23 protein-coding genes and 1 pseudogene are annotated in these 17,950 nt (G+C 38.2%); 7 read left to right on the top strand and 17 right to left on the bottom strand.

What is annotated here, in order from left to right:
* Positions 1-28: 28 nt before the first annotated feature.
* Positions 29-1,102, top strand: coding sequence for an RIP metalloprotease RseP (rseP, locus tag HS1_RS02955; RefSeq protein ID WP_066060744.1), 1,074 nt, complete (start codon positions 29-31; stop codon positions 1,100-1,102).
* Positions 1,099-1,773 (top strand): tRNA (adenosine(37)-N6)-threonylcarbamoyltransferase complex dimerization subunit type 1 TsaB, encoded by a 675-nt coding sequence (gene tsaB / locus HS1_RS02950; RefSeq protein WP_066060743.1) that lies wholly within the window; start codon positions 1,099-1,101, stop codon positions 1,771-1,773. Before rseP ends, tsaB begins: the two co-directional genes overlap by 4 nt.
* Here the strand turns inward: tsaB and HS1_RS02945 are convergent.
* From HS1_RS02945 to HS1_RS02890, 13 genes are all read right to left on the bottom strand, one after another.
* A complete protein-coding gene (locus tag HS1_RS02945) occupies positions 1,770-3,539 on the bottom strand; it encodes an aldehyde ferredoxin oxidoreductase family protein (RefSeq protein ID WP_066060741.1) in 1,770 nt (589 codons plus the stop codon). The two genes, tsaB and HS1_RS02945, sit on opposite strands and share 4 nt — an antisense overlap.
* Positions 3,540-3,549: 10 nt before the next feature.
* Entirely contained in the window at positions 3,550-4,119 is a 570-nt protein-coding gene (locus tag HS1_RS02940; protein ID WP_066060739.1) for a DedA family protein, read from the bottom strand.
* On the bottom strand, positions 4,116-4,955 hold the full coding sequence (gene panB / locus HS1_RS02935; protein WP_066060738.1) for a 3-methyl-2-oxobutanoate hydroxymethyltransferase: 840 nt from the start codon (positions 4,953-4,955) through the stop codon (positions 4,116-4,118). Before panB ends, HS1_RS02940 begins: the two co-directional genes overlap by 4 nt.
* A gap of 286 nt (positions 4,956-5,241) precedes the next feature.
* Positions 5,242-5,787 (bottom strand): hypothetical protein, encoded by a 546-nt coding sequence (locus tag HS1_RS02930; protein ID WP_066060737.1) that lies wholly within the window; start codon positions 5,785-5,787, stop codon positions 5,242-5,244.
* Between the two features lie 224 nt (positions 5,788-6,011).
* A complete protein-coding gene (locus tag HS1_RS13875) occupies positions 6,012-6,155 on the bottom strand; it encodes a type II toxin-antitoxin system HicA family toxin (RefSeq protein WP_082757571.1) in 144 nt (47 codons plus the stop codon).
* Positions 6,156-6,202: 47 nt separating this feature from the next.
* Positions 6,203-6,403, bottom strand: a complete 201-nt coding sequence (locus tag HS1_RS02925) for a type II toxin-antitoxin system HicB family antitoxin (protein WP_066060735.1) — start codon at positions 6,401-6,403, stop codon at positions 6,203-6,205.
* 176 nt (positions 6,404-6,579) lie between these two features.
* Positions 6,580-7,224: a hypothetical protein gene (locus HS1_RS02920; RefSeq protein ID WP_066060733.1), complete on the bottom strand. Its 645-nt coding sequence runs from the start codon at positions 7,222-7,224 to the stop codon at positions 6,580-6,582.
* A 101-nt stretch (positions 7,225-7,325) separates the two neighbouring features.
* Positions 7,326-7,718, bottom strand: a complete 393-nt coding sequence (locus HS1_RS02915) for a DUF2752 domain-containing protein (RefSeq protein ID WP_066060731.1) — start codon at positions 7,716-7,718, stop codon at positions 7,326-7,328.
* Between the two features lie 2 nt (positions 7,719-7,720).
* Positions 7,721-8,113 carry a DUF4234 domain-containing protein gene (locus HS1_RS02910; RefSeq protein ID WP_066060730.1) on the bottom strand — a complete coding sequence of 131 codons (393 nt, stop codon included), beginning with the start codon at positions 8,111-8,113 and terminating at the stop codon, positions 7,721-7,723.
* Between the two features lie 95 nt (positions 8,114-8,208).
* A complete protein-coding gene (locus HS1_RS02905) occupies positions 8,209-8,586 on the bottom strand; it encodes a hypothetical protein (protein WP_066060728.1) in 378 nt (125 codons plus the stop codon).
* Positions 8,583-8,969 (bottom strand): hypothetical protein, encoded by a 387-nt coding sequence (locus HS1_RS02900; RefSeq protein WP_066060726.1) that lies wholly within the window; start codon positions 8,967-8,969, stop codon positions 8,583-8,585. Before HS1_RS02900 ends, HS1_RS02905 begins: the two co-directional genes overlap by 4 nt.
* A 203-nt stretch (positions 8,970-9,172) precedes the next feature.
* Entirely contained in the window at positions 9,173-9,520 is a 348-nt protein-coding gene (locus HS1_RS02895) for a HepT-like ribonuclease domain-containing protein (RefSeq protein ID WP_066060724.1), read from the bottom strand.
* Entirely contained in the window at positions 9,501-9,821 is a 321-nt protein-coding gene (locus tag HS1_RS02890; protein ID WP_066060722.1) for a nucleotidyltransferase family protein, read from the bottom strand. Before HS1_RS02890 ends, HS1_RS02895 begins: the two co-directional genes overlap by 20 nt.
* A gap of 278 nt (positions 9,822-10,099) precedes the next feature.
* On the opposite strand from HS1_RS02890, the pseudogene HS1_RS12750 reads away from it, so the two are divergent.
* Positions 10,100-10,327, top strand: a pseudogene (locus HS1_RS12750) (phage integrase N-terminal SAM-like domain-containing protein); the annotation flags it as partial.
* Positions 10,328-10,505: 178 nt separating this feature from the next.
* Here HS1_RS12750 and malQ read toward each other — a convergent pair.
* Positions 10,506-12,002 (bottom strand): 4-alpha-glucanotransferase, encoded by a 1,497-nt coding sequence (gene malQ, locus HS1_RS02885; RefSeq protein ID WP_066060720.1) that lies wholly within the window; start codon positions 12,000-12,002, stop codon positions 10,506-10,508.
* Positions 11,999-13,918 (bottom strand): 1,4-alpha-glucan branching protein GlgB, encoded by a 1,920-nt coding sequence (gene glgB, locus HS1_RS02880; RefSeq protein WP_066060719.1) that lies wholly within the window; start codon positions 13,916-13,918, stop codon positions 11,999-12,001. Before glgB ends, malQ begins: the two co-directional genes overlap by 4 nt.
* Positions 13,919-14,196: 278 nt before the next feature.
* On the opposite strand from glgB, the gene HS1_RS02875 reads away from it, so the two are divergent.
* The 4 genes from HS1_RS02875 to ispF are packed head-to-tail and all read left to right on the top strand — an operon-like array spanning position 14,197 to position 15,954.
* A complete protein-coding gene (locus HS1_RS02875) occupies positions 14,197-14,496 on the top strand; it encodes a YggT family protein (protein WP_066060716.1) in 300 nt (99 codons plus the stop codon).
* A complete protein-coding gene (locus HS1_RS02870) occupies positions 14,496-14,783 on the top strand; it encodes a DUF167 domain-containing protein (protein WP_066060714.1) in 288 nt (95 codons plus the stop codon). Before HS1_RS02875 ends, HS1_RS02870 begins: the two co-directional genes overlap by 1 nt.
* Before the next feature lie 14 nt (positions 14,784-14,797).
* Positions 14,798-15,466 carry a 2-C-methyl-D-erythritol 4-phosphate cytidylyltransferase gene (gene ispD / locus HS1_RS02865; RefSeq protein ID WP_066060712.1) on the top strand — a complete coding sequence of 223 codons (669 nt, stop codon included), beginning with the start codon at positions 14,798-14,800 and terminating at the stop codon, positions 15,464-15,466.
* The gene (gene ispF, locus HS1_RS02860; protein ID WP_281178334.1) at positions 15,436-15,954 is read left to right on the top strand and encodes a 2-C-methyl-D-erythritol 2,4-cyclodiphosphate synthase; all 519 of its coding nucleotides are present in this window, start codon (positions 15,436-15,438) and stop codon (positions 15,952-15,954) included. The genes ispD and ispF overlap by 31 nt, the downstream gene beginning before the upstream one ends.
* Here ispF and HS1_RS02855 read toward each other — a convergent pair.
* Both HS1_RS02855 and HS1_RS02850 read right to left on the bottom strand, forming a co-directional pair.
* Positions 15,933-16,622: a hypothetical protein gene (locus HS1_RS02855; protein WP_066060708.1), complete on the bottom strand. Its 690-nt coding sequence runs from the start codon at positions 16,620-16,622 to the stop codon at positions 15,933-15,935. The genes ispF and HS1_RS02855 overlap by 22 nt on opposite strands.
* Before the next feature lie 278 nt (positions 16,623-16,900).
* Positions 16,901-17,821 (bottom strand): 6-bladed beta-propeller, encoded by a 921-nt coding sequence (locus tag HS1_RS02850; protein ID WP_156469361.1) that lies wholly within the window; start codon positions 17,819-17,821, stop codon positions 16,901-16,903.
* Positions 17,822-17,950 lie beyond the last annotated feature (129 nt).

Raw genomic sequence — 17,950 nt, 5'->3', positions numbered from 1 at the left:
AAATATCAGATAATCTAAGGAGGGGAAATTGCCACTGTTTTGGACAGTCGTTATTTTAGGGGCATTGATTTTTGTGCATGAATGGGGTCATTTTTTAATGGCTCGCCTTTGCCGCGTAGGGGTAAAGACTTTTTCTTTGGGCTTTGGTCCAAAATTATTGAGTAAACAAATAGGAGAGACAGAATATGTTCTTTCCGCTATTCCTCTAGGTGGTTATGTGAAAATGGTGGGTGAATCTCCAGGCGAAAGCGTATCTGAAATAGAAAAGGAAATAGCTTTTCTTTATCAGCCCCTTTGGAAACGGAGTTTGATTGTGTTGGCAGGTCCGATTTTTAATATTTTGTTTGCTTTAGTAATATTTATTTTTCTATTTGCTATATTAGGTAAACCTTGGCTTTTACCTAAAATTGGAGAGGTTCAACCTGCCTCTCCAGCGGCCGTGGCAGGTTTAAAAAAGGGAGACTTGATTTTAGCAGTAGATAATGACTTTATAAAGACCTGGGACGATTTAGCTCAAAAAATCCAAAAACACAAAGGGAAGGTGTTAACTTTACTTATCCAGAGAGAAAAAAAGAGGTTCACCATAGAAGTAAAACCTGAAGTAAAAAGCCTAAAGACCATTTTAGGAGATATAGTGGAAAAACCGGTAATTGGCATTGTGGCCGCAGGTGAAGTTAAAATTGCCCGACTTTCTCCCTGGACAGCCTGTATTGAGGCCACAAAACAGACTTGGATTACCACTAAATTAACCATTATTACCTTAAAAAATCTCATCTTGGGCAAGGTTTCTCTAAAACTTTTAGCTGGCCCGGTAGGCATTGTGCAGTTAACCAGCCATCAGGCTGAGGCAGGACTGGCCGCCTTGTTTTCTTTTGCTGCCCTCATTTCTATCAATTTAGGTATTATCAATCTTTTTCCTATCCCAGTATTAGATGGTGGACATCTTTTTCTATTTGCTATAGAAGCGGTCAGAAGACGTCCTTTGAGTCTCAAAACTCTGGAGATTACCCAAAAAATTGGCCTCGCTATTTTAATAGCCTTAATAATTATGGTTACCTATAATGATGTTTTAAGGCTTATCCATAAAAGTCCCTTGCCATGAGGATATTAACCATTGATACTTCAACTGCTTTAGGAAGTGTAGCTTTAATAGAAAAAGGAGAAGTTAAAGGACAGTTTGATTTAAATTTACCCTTGACCCATAATCAGCGTCTTATAAGAAGTTTAAAGTGCCTTTTAGAATTTACAGCAGTGGCTGTTAAAGAAATAGATTTATTTGCCGTCATAAAAGGACCTGGTAGTTTCACGGGTCTGCGGATTGGGGTAGCTACAGCTAAAGGTTTAGCCTATTCTTTAAAAAAACCACTTATAGGAATAAATGGATTGGATGCCTTAGCCCATAATTTTCTTCATACTCCTTATCTTATCTGCCCTATGCTTGATGCCCGGAAAAAGCAAGTTTTTACTGCTTTTTATCAAGATAGTAACGGTAAAATAAGGCGTATTTCTGATTATAAATCTATCTCTCCTGAAATACTTTTAAAGTCTATTCGTCGTAAGACTATCTTTGCGGGCACAGGCGTAGATATTTATAAATCCCTTATTTTAAGTAAGCTAAAAGAAAGGGCCATATTTCCTCCTTTACCCTTGCACCGTATCCATCCAGAGGTAATAGGGACATTAGCCTTAGAAGCCCTGGAGAAAAAAGAAGAGGCAGATCCTATTACCTTAGTGCCTTTTTATATTAGACCTTCAGATGCAGAATTGAGCTAAAAATCTATACCCAGCCTTTTCAAAGTTTCTCTTTTAGGGATTCCGTTTTTATCCCAACCCCGAAGTTGGTAATACTCATCTAGGCATTGCTCTTTGTCTTCTTCACTAATAAATGCCTTACAACCTTGAGCTACTCCTGAGGGTAAACCTTCTTTTAGGGCCCTAAGTGGAAGCTGGTCATCCTTGCGACTTATCCCTTCTCTACAGTTAAAGCTTCTAATAAGGGTAAATATCCTATTCCCAATTTCTTGGATTTTTTCTTCATTTATTTCCTGACCAGTTACGGCCTTAAAATACTCAGCACACATTTCAGGAGTAACTGTAAATAAGGCGAAGGCACAAATTATATAATTATCTCTAATAACATTTTTGTTTTGAGTCTCTATCAGTTCTTTAACTACTTTTAAGGCAGATTCTTTAGGTGGGCTATGGTCTGTAAGGGCATCCCGGAGGTGACTGCCTCCAATATCAGCAGTCATATAGGCCAAGCCCTGACCCAACTTCCCCCGACAGTTCCAGGCAGGAAGTTCAAGCCCTTTAACATTCATAGCAAAGGAAGAACAGTCATATCCCCAAATTTTAGATAGTCTTTTAGTTCCTAATCCTAATTGAGCACCTATGCCTTTGCCCAAAGCAATTTCTTCAATTAATGAAAGTAATGTTTTCTCATCCCCAAATTTAATCTCTTCCTTTATTATTCCCTTTTCGGCACATTCCATGGCAAAGGCAATCACATTACCTGTAGAAATAGTATCTAGACCATAAAGATTACATAGTTCATTAGCTTCAACCACAGCCTGATAATTTTTTAAACCACAGTTTGCCCCTAGCATAGCCAAGGTCTCATATTCTGGCCGGTCTTTTCCTTCAGAAATAATACCTCCACAGGCAATAGGACAGGGGCAACAAGGATTTTGAATTATCTTGTTTTCTCTGTAAATAGTGTCTCCATTGAGCCCTTTATAATGTTCCCATTCACCTTTTTTAAAATTCAACGTAGGCAAACGGTCTGTTTTATGGGCATACTCTATGGCCCAAGAAGTCCCATAAAAATAGAAAGGTACTTTATTTTTATGCATTTGTTTCACTGCCTGAGTGGCCTTTTGATTTAATTCTTTTATCTTTTGAGGATCATGGACAGAAATATTCATGGTCCCATTGACTGCTATGGCCTTTAAGTTTTTTGATCCAAATACTGCCCCAGCTCCTCCACGCCCAGATGCCCTTCTTTTTTCACTTATCAAGCAGGAAAAAAGTACCCTATTTTCTCCTGCTATCCCAATAGAAACTACTTTGGTTTCTTTACCTTCCTGGGACTTTATATATTTTTCTGCTTCAGCAGTAGTTTTTCCCCACAGATTTGTGGCATCTTTTATCTGAGCCATTTCATTGGTTATGGAAATATATACTGGTTTTTCCGCTCTTCCTTCAATAATAACTAAATCAAATCCGCAACGTTTAAGACTGGGGCCAAACATACCTCCACAATAAGTATCTAAAAATATTCCTGTAAGAGGAGACTTAGTAATAGTAGCAAAACGACCGGTAGATAAAATATCAGTTCCTTGAAAAGGCCCTGTGGCTAAAATAATCCTGTTTTCAGGAGAAAAGGGGTCAATACCTTGTGGGAGATCTTTCATAAAATAATAGGCTCCAATACCCTTTGCTCCAAGGTATTTAGTAATGACTTCTTTAGGTATTTTTTCTGTCTCAATTTTTTTATGGGTGAGGTTTATCTTCAGTAGCTTTTTCCAATACCCTTTCATTTTTAATTTCTCATAAATCTTTGAGTGTTTTGATTCCCAAAAGAAGACCCAAAACTACAATAATGCCCAAAGCAACTATTTTTATACCAAAACTTGGTCTAAATATATAGGTTATTATATGGTTTACTCCATACCCGATGACTGCTACTATAGTAGCCCAGACCGGGGCTGAGAGGCCATTTAAGACAATAAATCTTTTTGCCTTTATTTTGCTTAAACCAAACAGGAGTGAAATGGGTATACGGAGACCATAAAGAAACCGGTAAAGAGGTACAGTAATCCAATCAGCATAGGTGAGAAAACGCCCTATTTTTTTTAAACGCTGGCGAAAATAAAGATGTTTTAATACTATAATACGATAATGGCGGCCAATGTGAAAGAATAAAATATCTCCTAAAAATCCTCCTAGGCTACCGCACAAAACTACCAGAGGAAAGGAAAGAATACCCTCTCGGGCTAAATATCCTCCAGCAAAGATAAACGTCTCTCCCTCAATAAAAGCCGCTCCCAAAATAAGCAAAAAATAGGCTCCATAACTGTGAGAAATACTATTAAAAAATGAAAGTATATGATAGCTCATTTAACCTTCTTTAAAATCTCTTCCCAAACTTCTTCAGGCAATTCATAAGCATGGGAAAAGTCTGGAAATTTTTTTGTTTTTATTTCATCTATAAAACTGCTAATTGCTTCTTTTATAATAGGGGATAAATTGGCATATACCTTGACAAATTTAGGTTTTTTGTCTTCAAAAATACCTAATAAATCATGTAATACTAAGACCTGACCATCGCAAAATGGACCCGCTCCGATTCCAATGGTAATGATAGATATTTTCTCAGTAATCAACTTGGCTAATAGATAAGGAATACATTCTAAGACTATACCGAAGGCCCCTGCTTGTTCTAAAGCCATTGCACTTTCTAAGATACGCAAAGCCGAATCTTTATCTCTTCCTTGGACACGATACCCACCTAATTTGGAAATACTTTGAGGGGTAAGGCCTATATGGCCTAAAACCGGAATGCCCATATCTACTATAAACTTCACCGTATCAAATACCTCTTTACCTCCTTCTAATTTTACGGCATCACAACCGGCCTTCATCAACAAACCTGCATTTTTAATGGCTTCTTCTTTGGATGCCTGATAAGACATAAAAGGTAAGTCACCAATCAAAAATGCCCTTTTTACTCCCTTTTTCACTGCCTTAACATGATGTAGCATTTCTTCCATGCTTACCGGTAAAGTAGATTCATAACCCAGCATTACCATCCCTAGTGAATCTCCTACCAGAATGGCATCTACACCTGCTTCATCTAATAATCGGGCAAAGGGGTAATCATAGGCAGTAAGCATAGTGATTTTTTCACCTTTTTGCTTTTTTGACTGTAAATCTAAAATAGAGATTTTTCCCATATTTTTTGTTTTATGTCAGGTTTATTTTCTTGTCAATTAGAGACAGGCTGTTGAAAAAGTCATTTTTTCCTCAGACCCGTTCATAGGCTAACAAGAGCAAAATATTATCCCCAGGCCTGCCTGGGGGCAAACAGGAGTGTTTTTGAAAGATCTAATAATCTTTTTTCATCTCGAAGTTCTATTTCCACTTTTTATATTCCCCTTTTTATTAATCTAACGACAGGCATCACCAGTTGCCGCGAAGTGCCCCCGGAGTGGCAATCTGGTGCGTGCCCTTGTTAGGCAATTACTCATTGTCTCTGTCTTCTTTATCCTCCTCGCGGGTATATTTCTCCTCCAACTGCCGCAGAGTTTCTTTGAGCACAGGAAGCCGTTGCCTGTCTTTGGGATCTGTCGAAGTCTTCTTGAGTTCGATTAACGTCTTTAGGTCCAGTACTCGAAGCCTGTGGCCCCTGAAATCAATTTCGATAGTGTGCTCCAGGAGTTCCTCATAGGATTTCCCCCCTTCAATAGCTCCCAATATGTCTAGCGGGCCGATCCGGGTCGTAAGAAACACGTGACCTTTCCCCGAGAGGTCGCGCTCTTTGGGTTCAATCAATTTGTCATCCAAACGCCGATGAACAGCCTCAACCGATTTAAGGAAGGCGAGTAGTCTAGAGATATTTTCGGCGGATTGGCTGTGAACGATATCCACATCCATTGTTGTGACTGGGGCTCCCTGGATTACGGCTGCAAGGCCTCCGACAAGAATAAAATCGACACCTGCCTCTAACAGCCCCTCCAGAACTTCACCTAGGCTTGCGCTCCTTGGCTTTCTGCCGCCTGTAGGCATCTCTCAACTCCTGAATTGTGCGAAAGGCGTTGTCGTTGGCCTGCAGTCGCTCCTCGGGCGACATCCTTAAGAACATGGCGACTAATCCCTTGTCCACATAGGATTGCCTATCAATTTTTGTTTCCTCAGACATGCTATGCCCTCTTTTGAACTATGAATTCTCAATTAACCTAACGCCCAAATTCAGCGGCCCGCCGTAAGGCGGGTCCGCAGGACAAAACTCTTCAATACTTATCCCTGCATCTTTTAAAGCACCTTTTAGAGTATATCTTATCAACTTCATTATGATAGGGAAAAACTATCTTCCTACCATCAGGGTGTTTCATCTTTACATGACTGCCTTTCCTGTGCACTTCTTTAAATCCCATCCGTTTTAATGCTGCCAATACCTCCTACCCTGATAATAAAGGAAGTTTCACACTGCTATTTCATAAATTCTGTGGTTTTCATCTTTTACCAGCTCTTCGTCTGGTTCTAAATATAACTCTATTGCCTCCTGAATATTCTTTAGTGCTTCTTCCTCTGTTTTTCCCTGACTCCAGCAACTTTTTAATGATGGACAGTGTGCCACAAAATAGCCATCTTCACCTTTTTCTATGATTACTTTTATTTTCATTACCTCTAGATAGACTTTTTAATAACCTATCATTTTTTGTAAGGCCTTGCAATGCTGTAAATTATTTGCATATAACGACCAAGCTCACCTGCAGCTATGGAGCGCCTGTCTGCCCCTGCCCGCAGGCAGGCGGGGACAGGCAGGCCAGCGGAATAGCGGTCAGGTGGAGTGATTTGTTAGGACTTTATAGTTTCATATAGTAGTTCAATAAGAGACATTTTCTTTTTTTTGATTTTTCTGTATATATTGTGATTTTTATTGTTCCAAATACCCCAGCTATCCATTAGGAAAGCACCCTGCAGCTTTTTACCATCATTAGAATTTTTATAACCATCTATTAAAAGGTGGAGGCCTTTTATAAATTCTTCTTTGTAATGTTTGCTAAATTCAGGAATGTACCTGTTGATATTGTCAACATCTACTTTCTCTGCTTCTTCTATCGCTTTTTCCCACAAAGTGATCATCTTATGGGTATCTTCATCACTAAGCCGCTTATGAGGTGGTAAGTTTTTAAGAATTTCATATGCTTGATTTGAAATTATAATTGATTTAAAAAGATGTTCTATGTCATCATTAGTTTTTGAATTACTTTTGACAATACCAATAAACTGCAGGTTGACAAAAATAATTGCTATGCTACCTAAGATCATTCCCAGTGTATTAAGCCTTTCGCCTCTACGCAAACCGAAAACCGAAAGAAAGACTGCTACTACTCCCAATAGCAAACAATACAGGTCGACAAACCACAGACTTGCCACCCCCACAATTGCACCCATAATACTTAATAAGCCAAATCTTTTTTTTGCTTGGATTTCTTCCATTTTCCCCCCTAACGACCAAATTCAGCGACGGCGTGTAACGCCGTCCGCTGGAATGATTTGTTAGGAAATCACTCCTTTCTTTAAAAAGAAAAGTTGTCTTTCTATCTTGATAAACATGGAATTACTCTCCAAATAACCCACCAGGTTAATACCACACCAAGTAGTATTTCATAAACTGAATATTTACGAAATAAAATTTCTACTTTTTTAGACCACGGAGTTATTTGGCATAACAATAAACCAAAAAGTAGAATGCTAAATGGATTATACTGGATTGCCTCCTTTATTCTAAATTGGGACAAGGCCAAAAATGCTCTAGTCATGCCACATCCAGGACATGGAATTCCAGTAATTTCATGAAAAGGACAAAATACAAATTCAAAAATCCTTAAAATCACACTCTTTACAAAATTTATTTGTATACCAATACCCACTACTATCCATCCACTCATTATCACTGCACTAAATGTTTGGACAGATCTTTTTGGCTGCATTGCTATTTCCTACTGAAGATATGCTCAATAATCCCATTTAACTCTTTTTGTTCAATAGCATCTACTACCAAGGGGAGCCCAATAATTGAGAGAATTATGGCAACTGTGGGTAAACTCCCACTTTGAATAGGAAATTGATATTTGCTCTGAATTTCTATTATTGCCCGTGCCATAACATATTCATAATAGATATGATATAATCCACAAGTTAGCAAGGAAAAGAAAAACCATTTCCAAAATGACAACTCATTTCGTTTTAAAAGAAAGTTAACAGTTTTTATCTGGTGATTCTGCCAGAACAGATTGTAAATACCACAGGTTAGTAAAGTGAGAATTATTCCTTTTCCTATTCCCATTTTATAACCTTCAAGTTCATATACATTGAAATTTTTCATCTTTACCCTCGTTTCTCATGTTTCCTAACGTCTAAAGTCAGGGGCGCTTATGAGCGCCAGCGAAATAAGCGTCCCCTGCACTGCATTGTTATGTTTCAATTTTTTAATGATTTTATATTTTCTAGTAATTCTATTGGAGTTATTGCTCCGATAGCAACTAACATAAGTAAAATAGTTCCTACTGCGATAAAGCCAGCAGCCCATGTACTTTTGAACCTTATTTGAATAATGACCGCCAGCCAGAGACCGCCACCACATCCAGACACAAATAGAAATGTCCGAATTGCTTTCAAGGTTGGCTGTACCAGCGTTAAAAGAACAATAGATGCAACAATTAAAATGGCGGAGATTACAAACCAAATTCGGCTAATAGGAGTGTCAGGTTTTTCCAAATAATCCTCTATATTGAGTCCGTTATTTTGGAAGAAATCCCGAATTTCTTCTGGAGTACCTTCCATTTTTCCTAATTTCATGGCGCATTTCTCCGAGATTTAGGTAAAATGCGTTCTAAATCATGCGCCGCTGCTTTATCAGTCCATTCAGAAGGGGAATCATCTTTGATGAAGATAATTCTATTGTCCTCAAGAATTACATTTGTACCCCTGAATATAAAACCATCCAGATTACCACCAAAAGCGCGCTGTTTTATTTTGGATAATATTTTGCTAAGAGTTTGACTTACTTCTTGGTAAACATCATCATTTTTTAATCCAGGACCTATTGTAAACTCTAAAATTGCTCCCCCAGATTTAGCAGGATAGACATTACAAGTAACGCCAATACCGGGTTTTAGGAAACGAGCAAGTCTTCTTCTAAAATTATTAATATATTCTTGAATTGTTGTTTTATCCGGCATAATTGCTCCGATTAATTAATTAAGAAACATAACGCCAAAGCTCACCTGCCGCCATGGAGCGCCTGTCTGCCCCTGCCCGACGGCAGGCAGGCCTGCCCGCAGGCAGGCGGGGACAGGCAGGCCAGCGGAATAGCGGTCAGGTGCAGGGTACCGGTGCAGCGCCTTGTTAAACCGCCTTTTTACCGAGGTGTCCATTGCCCTATTCAGATGGGACGCTCCTTATCCAGAATTTCCTTAATTTTCAGCCGAAGAGTTGGGATCTTGTTGGTTACAACATCCCACACGATCTCATAGTCTATTCCAAAATAATCGTGTATTAATTTATCTCTCATTCCTGCCATAGCTCTCCACTCAATATGAGAATATTTTTGCTTGAAATCAGAAGGAATCTTCTTAACTGCTTCACCAATAATCTCAATGCTTCGTACAAAGGCCCTTTTCAGGGTTTCATCACCGAGAAAATCTTCTTTACTTAAATTTGCTGATCGATCTATGAGATATTCAATTTCATCCATAATATGGCGTAGGTACTCAAGAGGAAAAATTGACATATTCCACCTCTTTAATAATATGTGGGCCGATGTACGGACTGAGAGCATCAATTGTGATTAGCTCTACTCGACGTTCAAGGATTTCCTCTAAAAAAAAGGCGAGTTGTATGAAATTATCGAAGCTCTTCTTATCTTGCTGAAACTCCACTAGTAAATCTATATCGCTTTCCGGTTTCTGTTCACCACGGACAAAGGAGCCAAAGAGACCTAATTTCCTTACTCCGTAAGACCTTATTTTGTCTTGGTTTGAACGGATTAACTCCAAAACGTTTTCTTTTGTCTTAATTTCTTTCGCTGTCATAGAATTACCTCTCATATCTTATCAATCTATTGGCGGTTTAACTATATATTCTACTCCCTAAAAGCCATATTACTATCCCTCATAATTTCTGTCAACAAAAACTCTTAATCAATCTATCTTTTTCTCTCTTAGGCAGTATAATATTTTATATATTTAAAATAAATATGCGTTAGAAAGAATTTGGTGATTTTTAGAAAGCCTAAAAATAAAAAGTTTAGGTATCCTAAAATGCAAAATCTCTTGCCAAATTAATCAGATTAGACTACTATGTATTTGCCATGGCAAAACATCATTCACATCAGCAAACCAAACTCAGACTTCTAGATCAAGTCCGTAATGTCCTGAGGCTAAAGCATTACAGCTACCGCACAGAAGAGGCTTATGTGCAGTGGATTAAAAGGTTTATTGTTTTTAACGGTAAACGCCATCCCGAGGAAATGGGAGAAGAGGAGGTTAGTCAATTTCTCACCTGGCTAGCAAGGAGTCCAAAGCCCTCTGGATGGACTTTTATAATTTGCACGAGTTGATGTCAAACCTACAAAATACAGTTTTCTTAATCCACTTATGAAGTGAGACAAGTTACTTGAATTGTGAATTTCTCCATTTCCTGGCTTCTCTTTCTATAGCCATAAATATCGCATAATACAAAATACAAAATAATTAAAATAATTCAAAAAATTTGTCTCAAGAGGCCCTCCCATAAGTTTTGGTCATTTCTAAAAGTCTTCTGGTTACTTCAGGTGTTAATTGTTCAGGTAGAAATCGCCATCGCCAATTACCGCTGGTAGTGGCAGGACGGTTCATCCGGGCTTCTTTACCTAGTCCCAACACATCTTGCATAGGCAAGATTACCGTATTGGCCACAGACATCATGGCTAATCTAATCAGTTCCCAATGGATTTCCTCACCTGATACTTGGTGGCCTAGATACTGAAGCAGCCTTTTTTTATCTTCTGGTGTTATCTCCTTTTCAAACCACCCCTTTATAGTGTTATTGTCATGAGTGCCTGTATATACTACACAATTTTGCGTATAATTGTGGGGTATATAGGGATTGGTGGGTAAGTCAGGGCCAAAGGCAAAGATTAATAACTTCATACCTGGGAATTGAAAGCGAGAGACTAGCTCTCGGACATCAGGGGTAATCACTCCTAAATCTTCAGCAATAATAGGGAGGCAAGGAAATCGCTTAAGCATGACCTTAAAGAAATCCTCTCCAGGCCCATCCAACCAACGTCCTTTAATAGCTGTTTTTTCACTTGCTGGGATTTCCCAGTAACCAACAAATCCCCGAAAGTGGTCAATGCGGACTACATCATAAAGCTTCAAAGCACGCCCCATCCTTTGAATCCACCAGGCATATCCTGTTTCTTTTAATACTTCCCATTTATACACAGGATTTCCCCAGCGTTGTCCAGTTTCACTAAAATAATCAGGGGGGACACCAGCCACCACATAAGGTTTCTTTTCACTATCTAGTTTAAATATTTCTGGATTTGCCCAAACATCTACACTGTCATAATCCACATAAATAGGCATATCTCCAATGATATGAATGTTTTTCTGGTGGCAATAATCTTTGAGTGAAAGCCACTGTTTATAAAAGATGTATTGAAGGAATTTTTCCTGTTCAATTCTGTCTTGAAGCTCCCTTTTCAGGGATAACAAAACTTCTGGCTGCCTGTCTCGTATTTCAGGAGGCCATTTACTCCATACCTTCCCTTGAAAATGGGTTTTAAGCGAGACAAAAAGGGAAAAATCTTCTAGCCAATAACCATTTTCTGAACAAAACCTTTGATAATCATAATTTTTCTTTTTTTTAAAGCGCTCATAAGCTAGATGAAAAAGCCTTTTTTTATATGCAATTACTGTATCATAATCCACCTTCCCCTTGGGGAAAGGAGGTAAAGGCTCTATGTCGGTTTTGTTTAACAGACCCTCTTGAACCATTAATTCAGGACTAATTAACAGTGAATTGCTGGCCAAAGCGGAGATACTGTGATAGGGAGAATTGTCATAAGCAGGATCGGTAGGATTTAAAGGAAGAACTTGCCAAAATCCCTGTTTGGTCTCAAAAAGAAAATCCACAAATTTGTAAGCCCAGGGACCTAAATCTCCAATACCATAAGGAGAGGGGAGGGAGGTTATGTGAAGTAGTATGCCACTCCTTCTTATTTTCATTTTATTTCCTTTTTAAATATTAAAACTCCCAATGGAGGTAAGGTTAAGGAAAGGGAATAATTTTTTCCGTGCCAAGGAATAGGAGCAGCCTCAGCACCTCCAAGATTGCCGTGACCGCTTCCTCCATATACTTGGGCATCGCTATTTAATGCCTCTTTCCAAAAACCACCCTCAGGAACACCCACTCTATAATTATATCTTGGTACAGGTGTAAAATTACAAACCACAAGTATTATGTCTTTAGTGGATTTGTCCCTTCTAACGAAGATGATAATGCTTTCTTCCCAATTGCTAAAATCAATCCACTCAAATCCTTCAGGCTGAAAATCTAATTCATAAAGAGCAGGCTCATTTCTATAAAAGTGATTTAAATCCCTTATCCATTTCTGAATGCCCTGATGGTGAGGGTATTCAAGCAGATGCCAATGGAGGCTTTCTTCGTGATACCATTCCTGCCATTGTCCAAACTCTCCTCCCATAAAAAGAAGTTTCTTACCAGGATGGGTGTACATATAACCAAATAAAAGACGAAGATTGGCAAATTTCTGCCAATCATCACCAGCCATTTTACTCAAAAGCGAGCCTTTTCCATGGACTACCTCGTCATGGGAAAGAGGGAGTAAAAAATTTTCTGAGAATGCATACCATATACTAAAGGTTAACTGGTTATGATGATATTTACGGTAAATTGGTTCTTTAGAGAAATATTCCAAAGTATCATGCATCCAACCCATGTTCCACTTCATGCCAAAGCCCAGACCACCCACATAGGTAGGTCTAGTGACCATGGGCCAGGCAGTTGATTCCTCGGCTATGGTTTGGATATCAGGATGATTTTTATAAACTATTTCATTGAATTTCTGTAGGAAACAAATAGCATCTAAGTTTTCTCTCCCCCCATATTCGTTGGGCACCCATTCTCCTTCCTTTCTGCCGTAATCAAGATAGAGCATGGAGGCCACCGCATCTACTCTGAGGCCATCAATATGGTATTTTTCTAACCAAAACAGGGCACTACTAATTAAAAAGGCGCGCACTTCATATCGCCCGTGATTGAAGATATAGCTATTCCATTCAGGATGAAATCTTTTTTTAGGCTCAGCATGTTCATAAAGATATGTGCCGTCAAAATAGGCCAATCCATATTCATCGTTTGGGAAATGGGATGGAACCCAGTCTAGGATTACCCCAATGCCATGTTGATGAAGGCAGTCTATTAGATACATAAAATCCTGAGGTGTTCCATAGCGACTGCTAGGAGCAAAGTATCCCAGTGTTTGATATCCCCAAGAACCATAAAAGGGGTGTTCCATTAAAGGCATAAACTCTACATGAGTAAATCCCATATCTTTTACATATTTCACTAAATAATCAGCCATTTCCCGGTAGGTAAGAAATCGATTGTTTTCTTCTGGGACTCTTCGCCAAGACCCCAGGTGGACTTCGTAAATAGAAAAAGGTGATTGAAGGTTATTTGATTTATAGCGATTTGTCATCCATGCGCTATCTTTCCACTCATAACTCAAATCCCAGACAATAGAGGCTGTTTTGGGTGAGACTTCCCAGTAAAAGGCATAAGGGTCTCCTTTATCCACTTCATAGTGGTTATACTTGGAAACAATATGATACTTATAAAGGGTACCTTGTTTAATATGTGGTATAAATCCTTCCCAGATGCCTGAACCATCCTCTCTCATCCTCAAAGGATGTGTCTCTGTATTCCACCCATTGAAATCACCTATAACAGACACATTAGCTGCATTAGGAGCCCATACTCCAAAAAAAGCACCTTGGATGTTATTTACCGTCATTAAATGAGCTCCCAATTTTTCGTATAAACGGAAGTGATTACCCTGTTTGAAAAGGTAAATGTCATAATCTGTAAATAAACTTACATCATATCTTACTTTATCCATTTTTCTTTCCTTTTTAAACCAATGTAAGCTATCACAAAAAAATTATGGTTTCAATCCGTAATAACTTAAAAGAAAACCCACAAACCTCCCCGTCAAGGAGTGCTCGCTCGCCTGCCGTCAGGCAGGTTGGAATTTTATCCAAAATCGATCGCGGATTTTGGGTGGAGGTCTATTGAAAAAAATGTGCATTTTGGTAACAATTTTTGACTCTGGAAAATTCAATTATTATTGAGGTTAAATTGAGTCTATGATATAACCTTTGCTAAAGGGAGGCTTCTATGTTTATCCTGGCTAATTTTTTAAAGGCTATAGCGGCAGTTTTGGATGTAGCGTTAACAATTTATATGTGGGTAATTGTCATTAGGGCTCTTATTTCATGGGTCAATCCTGACCCCTATAATCCCATTGTTCGTTTTCTTTATGCCATTACTGAGCCTGTTCTTTACCGTATTCGTCGTTATTTACCAGTGGTGTTTGGTGGTTTTGACCTTTCTCCCATTGTGGTAATATTAGGTATTATTTTTCTCCAAAAGTTCTTAGTAAGCACTTTATATCAACTAGCCTATAGGTTATCCTGATGCCCTTACAAGAGGCAAAGAAGGGAGTGGTCATTAAGGTGAAGGTCCAGCCCAAGGCACAACAGGATGAAATTTTAGGTATAAAGGGTGGTAGGTTAAGATTAAGAGTGAAGGCGCCACCGCAAAATGGCAAGGCCAACCAGGCCTGTATAAGTTTGTTGGCTAAAATCATGGGTATAACTAAAAAAGAAATAAAGTTGATTTCTGGAGCAAAGGCAAGAGAAAAAATGTTTTTTATCCAAAATATGAAGCTGGATGATTTAAAAGAAAAATTGGGGATACCATAGGAGGATATGAAATCTTGGTTACTGCCATTATTGTCGCTGCCGGTGAAGGAAAGCGCATGGGAGAAGATATTCCCAAGCAATTTCTTTTATTGAAAGAAAAACCTATTTTGTGGCATACACTTTATGCCTTTCAATATAGCGCGGCTATTGATGAAATTCTATTAGTGATAAATCCTAAATGGGAACAAGAGAGCAATAATATTGCTAAAGAATTTTCAAAGGTGAAATGTGTTATATTTGGCGGCAAAACGCGTCAGGCATCTGTATGGGCAGGATTGAAGACCATAAAGCAAACAGACATTGTTCTTGTCCACGATGGTGTGCGTCCTTTTGTTTCAAAAAATTTGATAAAAAGGGTGATAGAAGGGGTTTATAAATGGGAAGCGGTAGTGCCTGCTTTGCCTGTTAAGGAAACCATTAAATGGGTAGAAGGAAGTGTAATAAAAAAGACCATACCCCGTGATTACTTATATTCTGCTCAGACTCCTCAAGGGTTTAAATATCTCCTTTTAAAAGAGGCTTATGTCCAGGCTCAGACAAGAAAATGGCTATTTACCGATGATGCTTCTCTGTTGGAAAAAATAGGAGTGAGAGTGCATGTTGTTTTAGGTGAGCCATATAATATCAAGATTACTACTATAGAAGACTTAAAATGGGCAGAAGCAATAATTACATGCGGATAGGATTTGGTTTCGATGTGCATCGTTTAGTAGAAGGAAGACCTTTAATTTTAGGAGGAGTAAAAATTCCTTTTCCCAAAGGATTATTGGGACATTCAGATGGAGATGCATTGGTTCATGCAGTTATTGATGCCGTCTTTGGAGCCATGGGGAAAGGGGATATTGGTCAACACTTTCCAGACACTGACCTTAGTTTAAAAGGCATTTCTAGTTTAAAAATGCTAGCCAAAGTGCAAGAGATGTTACAGGCCCAAAAATTTATAATAATAAATCTTGACGCCACTATAGTTGCAGAGGCCCCTAAACTCAATCCCTATTTCCCGAAGATGAGAAAAGAGATTGCCGCTGTACTCGGTATTCCTTTAGAGTGTATCAATTTAAAGGCAAAAACTGCCGAAGGGCTTGGCTATTTAGGTCAAGGCCAAGGTATAGCTGCTTATGCAGTGGTGCTGCTCAGAAAACGGATGAGCTATGAGTCAGGAGGTATATAAAAATTTTCTTTAAGAATGAATTTTTGATAATGGCTTGGGTTAATCATAATTTGGTTACGCAATTTCATAAATGTCCTGTGAGCAATGGGGGAGAGAAAAGTCTGATTTGGTTTATGCCCTTTATCAGCAGATAAAAATTCTTGGTAATTTCGGCAACCTCCTTTCCCCAGACTAAGAAAATAACCTTTCATATCGAAAACAAGGGCTGGAAGTATAAAAAACTCTTTGGCATAATTGCATATCATTACCAAGAAAAAAGGAAATTTTTCCCTTAAAAAAACATCTAAAAGCACATCTAAAGCGGTAGTCATAATGTAAAAAGGACATTTAAGACTCATAGCCAGTTCTGCCATTTGTTTAAGCTCACAATCTTTGCAAGAGCAATGTGTAGTTAGGGATTCTGCAAATAAACACTGATGACTAAACCGTCTAGTTGGGCAATCAGGGGGTTTTTGGCAATATGCACCTATAAAAAGTGGACGAGAAAGAAAGATTTTTTCTAAAGAAACTTTGGGTAGTGCCTTTTTAGATAAATAGTGCCTATATTTTAAGGACCCTTGTATTGATTTCACGGGATTAGCCAAAAATAATCTTCCTGTAATTTCTATTCCCAATCGACGTCTCATAGAGCGAATAGCAAATTCCCAAAACTGCTTTGCTTTTGACATAATGCTGTTTTTAACCTATAATTTAATGAAATAAAAGAGAAACAAAATTTTTGAAAATTCTTAGTGCTTGTTTGTTAGATTTCATAAAGAAATAAATGGTTCAATCTTTTTCCAATAACTTCCCAATTGTATTTTTTAACCACCATTTCTCTTCCTTTTTCACCAATAGTTTGGACTAAGCTAGGATGAGATAAAAGTAACTGAATTTTTTTAGTTCTTCTATATCTTTAAACCTAACTAAAAAACCATTTACACCTGATAGGACATTAAGCATACTCTCATTTTATACTCTTTTCAGGGGTTAACTTGATCTGAAACCCTGGGGTAAGGGCCTTCGGTTTAGTTATTTCACCCGTTTCTCGAGCGTTGACCTTTAAGATTTGAATCCTCTGGTTAAATGTATCTGCGACCAAAAGCCTTTGTTGCTGGTCAACATAGACGTATTGAGGATATTGAAACCAACCAGGTCCCCATCCTTTTCCTCCGATTTCAAACAGATATTGACCATTTTCATATTTGTAAACACTGATAGTATGGCGCATATAATCTACTATATAAATCCAGTGTTTTGCTTCATCTACTCCTAAACCACGAGGACGGCTTAGCTTGCCTGTGCTTCCACCTTTTTGCCCGAATTTGAAAAGAAAGTTTTCCCTTTTGTCATAGACAAAGCAACGTCCATATCCTTCACTTAAAAGATAAATCCTGTTATTTTTATCTATATACACCACACAAATATCTGCCTTGTCTTTTATTCCTAATAGTTCATCTTCAGGGGAAATGATATGAGAAAAAGCTCCGTTTTTATCTAAAACCACTACTCCTTTAAAACCATCTCCACTTACATAAATTTTTTTATCTTTACTCACAGCTACTGTCCTTGGTCTGAATTTATCTGCCTCCTCAAAACCTTTAAAAAATATATCCCTTACCCATTTTAAGCATGGGTCAAAAATAGAAATTCTACTTCTATCTTCACCTTTTGTCCTTACTTGGCACAGATAGATATACCCATCTTCATCTATCCACAGACCAGTAGGGGCTTCTACATTATTATCTTTATCCAAAATATATAAAGGATAACCGTCTTGGGTATAGATAATGATACGGCCATGTCCTGAGTCTACTACATATATCTCTCTGTTGATTTCATCTACGCTTACATAAGATGGGAAAGAAATACGGTCAGTCCTTTCCATGCCTTCTCGCAAATCAAATAGATGCAAAACATATGGAACTAACTTGACTTTTGCTTTTGGAGGAGATTCCTGAGCATAAGAAATATTAAAAAAAATGCAAAATATAAAAAAACATAGGACATAGTGTTT

Origin of the sequence: Candidatus Desulfofervidus auxilii (assembly GCF_001577525.1) — a bacterium.
Lineage (GTDB): Bacteria > Desulfobacterota > Desulfofervidia > Desulfofervidales > Desulfofervidaceae > Desulfofervidus > Desulfofervidus auxilii.
The sequence above is the reverse complement of the archived record's forward strand: the minus strand, read 5'-3'. Positions and strand labels throughout refer to the sequence as shown.

Excerpts from the sequence above, each read along its gene's own strand:
- HS1_RS02945 (WP_066060741.1), bottom strand. The coding sequence starts at position 3,539 with ATGAAAGGGTATTGGAAAAAGCTACTGAAGATAAACCTCACCCATAAA.
- HS1_RS02900 (WP_066060726.1), bottom strand. The coding sequence starts at position 8,969 with ATGCCGGATAAAACAACAATTCAAGAATATATTAATAATTTTAGAAGA.
- HS1_RS02920 (WP_066060733.1), bottom strand. The coding sequence starts at position 7,224 with ATGGAAGAAATCCAAGCAAAAAAAAGATTTGGCTTATTAAGTATTATG.
- malQ (WP_066060720.1), bottom strand. The coding sequence starts at position 12,002 with ATGAAAATAAGAAGGAGTGGCATACTACTTCACATAACCTCCCTCCCC.
- HS1_RS02905 (WP_066060728.1), bottom strand. The coding sequence starts at position 8,586 with ATGAAATTAGGAAAAATGGAAGGTACTCCAGAAGAAATTCGGGATTTC.
- HS1_RS02915 (WP_066060731.1), bottom strand. The coding sequence starts at position 7,718 with ATGCAGCCAAAAAGATCTGTCCAAACATTTAGTGCAGTGATAATGAGT.
- ispF (WP_281178334.1), top strand. The coding sequence starts at position 15,436 with ATGGGCAGAAGCAATAATTACATGCGGATAGGATTTGGTTTCGATGTG.
- HS1_RS02940 (WP_066060739.1), bottom strand. The coding sequence starts at position 4,119 with ATGAGCTATCATATACTTTCATTTTTTAATAGTATTTCTCACAGTTAT.
- HS1_RS02850 (WP_156469361.1), bottom strand. The coding sequence starts at position 17,821 with ATGGAAAGGACTGACCGTATTTCTTTCCCATCTTATGTAAGCGTAGAT.
- glgB (WP_066060719.1), bottom strand. The coding sequence starts at position 13,918 with ATGGATAAAGTAAGATATGATGTAAGTTTATTTACAGATTATGACATT.
- HS1_RS02875 (WP_066060716.1), top strand. The coding sequence starts at position 14,197 with ATGTTTATCCTGGCTAATTTTTTAAAGGCTATAGCGGCAGTTTTGGAT.
- tsaB (WP_066060743.1), top strand. The coding sequence starts at position 1,099 with ATGAGGATATTAACCATTGATACTTCAACTGCTTTAGGAAGTGTAGCT.
- HS1_RS13875 (WP_082757571.1), bottom strand. The coding sequence starts at position 6,155 with ATGGGATTTAAAGAAGTGCACAGGAAAGGCAGTCATGTAAAGATGAAA.
- HS1_RS02910 (WP_066060730.1), bottom strand. The coding sequence starts at position 8,113 with ATGAAAAATTTCAATGTATATGAACTTGAAGGTTATAAAATGGGAATA.
- HS1_RS02930 (WP_066060737.1), bottom strand. The coding sequence starts at position 5,787 with ATGCCTACAGGCGGCAGAAAGCCAAGGAGCGCAAGCCTAGGTGAAGTT.
- HS1_RS02855 (WP_066060708.1), bottom strand. The coding sequence starts at position 16,622 with ATGTCAAAAGCAAAGCAGTTTTGGGAATTTGCTATTCGCTCTATGAGA.
- HS1_RS02895 (WP_066060724.1), bottom strand. The coding sequence starts at position 9,520 with ATGTCAATTTTTCCTCTTGAGTACCTACGCCATATTATGGATGAAATT.
- HS1_RS02925 (WP_066060735.1), bottom strand. The coding sequence starts at position 6,403 with ATGAAAATAAAAGTAATCATAGAAAAAGGTGAAGATGGCTATTTTGTG.
- panB (WP_066060738.1), bottom strand. The coding sequence starts at position 4,955 with ATGGGAAAAATCTCTATTTTAGATTTACAGTCAAAAAAGCAAAAAGGT.
- HS1_RS02890 (WP_066060722.1), bottom strand. The coding sequence starts at position 9,821 with ATGACAGCGAAAGAAATTAAGACAAAAGAAAACGTTTTGGAGTTAATC.
- HS1_RS02870 (WP_066060714.1), top strand. The coding sequence starts at position 14,496 with ATGCCCTTACAAGAGGCAAAGAAGGGAGTGGTCATTAAGGTGAAGGTC.